This window comes from Mesorhizobium sp. M7A.F.Ca.CA.002.04.1.1, from assembly GCF_004022805.1.
GTDB lineage: Bacteria > Pseudomonadota > Alphaproteobacteria > Rhizobiales > Rhizobiaceae > Mesorhizobium > Mesorhizobium ciceri.
The window spans coordinates 1-1854 of record NZ_RZPL01000930.1 but is presented as its reverse complement, the minus strand read 5'-3'; the positions used below and the strand labels follow the sequence as shown (position 1 = coordinate 1854).

Annotated in this window: 2 protein-coding genes; both read left to right on the top strand. The window is 64.7% G+C overall.

From position 1 onward, the window contains the following. Positions 1-795, top strand: a 795-nt coding sequence (locus ENZ75_RS30595) for a site-specific tyrosine recombinase XerD (RefSeq protein ID WP_164888134.1), incomplete at its 5' end; no start/stop codon positions are given. A 99-nt stretch (positions 796-894) separates the two neighbouring features. Continuing rightward, positions 895-1845 (top strand): acetyl-CoA carboxylase carboxyltransferase subunit alpha, encoded by a 951-nt coding sequence (locus ENZ75_RS30590; protein WP_024503734.1) that lies wholly within the window; start codon positions 895-897, stop codon positions 1843-1845. The last annotated feature ends 9 nt before the right edge of the window (positions 1846-1854 follow it).

The following is a 1854-nucleotide window of genomic DNA, read 5'->3' as shown; positions in this document are numbered from 1 at the left end:
GGGCTGGCCGGTGCCGCCGCCGCCGATATCCGCGCCTATCTCGACGACATTGCCGCCCGCGGCTTTGCCGCCACGTCGCAGGCGCGCAAACTGTCGGCGATCCGCCAGTTCTTCAAATTCCTCTACGCCGAAGGCCTGCGCGGCGATGACCCGACCGGCACGCTGGACAGCCCGAAAAAGGGCCGCCCGCTGCCCAAGACGATGAGCGAGGCCGACACCGGCCGGCTGATCGACCGTGCAGCAATTGAAGCCGGCGATGTCTCGTCGGGCGATGGGGACAGCCTGGCATCACTGCGCCTGCATGCGCTGGTCGAGGTGCTTTACGCCACCGGCCTGCGCGTTTCCGAGCTGGTCGGCTTGCCGGTGACGGTGGCGCAACGCGACGACCGCTTCTTCATGGTGCGCGGCAAGGGCGACAAGGAGCGCATGGTGCCGCTCTCCGCCAAGGCACGCGCGGCGATGAAGACCTGGCTTGCCGCCCGCGCCAAGGTGCCAGCCTTGGCCGACAGTCCGTTCCTGTTTCCGGCCGCCTCGGACAGCGGCTATCTCTCGCGCCAGGTCTTCGCGCGTGACCTGAAAGGGCTGGCGGCAAGGGCCGGCATTGCCTCGGCGAAGATCTCGCCGCACGTGCTGCGCCATGCTTTCGCCAGCCATCTCCTGCAGAACGGCGCCGATCTGCGGGCCGTGCAGCAATTGCTTGGCCATGCCGACATATCGACGACACAGATTTACACCCATGTGCTGGAAGAGCGGCTGGTGCGGCTGGTCAACGATCATCATCCGCTTGCCGACTAGGCCTCATATCGCTATGTGAGGACGACATTTCACCGCCCGGAGCCTTGGATTCAAGGGTTCCGTCAGCCACTGCCTTCCGACGTATCGGTCCGCTCACGCATGTATAATTACCTCGATTTCGAAAAGCCGGTGCAGGACCTCGAGGGCAAGATCCTCGAGCTGAAGAAGCTTGCCGAGAATGGCGAGGCGGTCGATGTCGGCGACGAGATCAACCGTCTCGAGAAGCGCTCCCGCGACGCATTGCGCGATGCCTACAAGGCGCTGACGCCTTGGCAGAAGGTGCAGGTGGCGCGCCATCCCGACAGGCCGCATTGCGTCGACTACATCAAGGGCCTGTTCACCGATTTCACGCCGCTGGCCGGCGACCGCAATTTCGGTGAGGACCAGGCGATCGTCGGCGGTTTCGCCCGTTTCCGCGGCGAACCCATTGCCATCATCGGCCAGGAAAAAGGTTCCGACACAGCCAGCCGCCTGAAGCACAATTTCGGCTCGGTTCGGCCGGAGGGCTACCGCAAGGCGGTACGGCTGATGGAACTGGCCGACCGCTTCAAGATCCCGCTCCTGACGCTGGTCGACACGGCCGGCGCCTATCCCGGAGTCAACGCCGAGGAGCGCGGCCAGGCGGAGGCTATCGCCCGTTCAACCTCGACCTGTCTCGGCCTGAAAGTACCGTCGATCTCGGTGGTCATCGGCGAAGGCGGTTCGGGCGGCGCCATTGCCATCGCCACCGCCAACCGCGTCTACATGCTCGAACACGCCATCTATTCGGTGATTTCGCCGGAAGGTGCCGCCTCGATCCTGTGGCGCGACACGACACGATCGAAGGACGCGGCGACCAACATGAAGATCACCGCGCAGGATCTTCTGGAACTGAAGATCATCGACGCCATCATCCCCGAGCCGCTCGGCGGTGCGCATCGCGGCGCCGAAACCGTGATCGCCGCGACCGGAGACCTCATCGCCAGGACGATGAAGGACTTCGCCGGCGCCAACACCGATTTCCGCGAACAGCGCCGCGAAAAATACCTGGCCATGGGCCGCAGTCTCTGACCACAGGCA

Coding starts and splice junctions, on each gene's coding strand:
- ENZ75_RS30590 (WP_024503734.1), top strand. CDS start 895: ATGTATAATTACCTCGATTTCGAAAAGCCGGTGCAGGACCTCGAGGGC.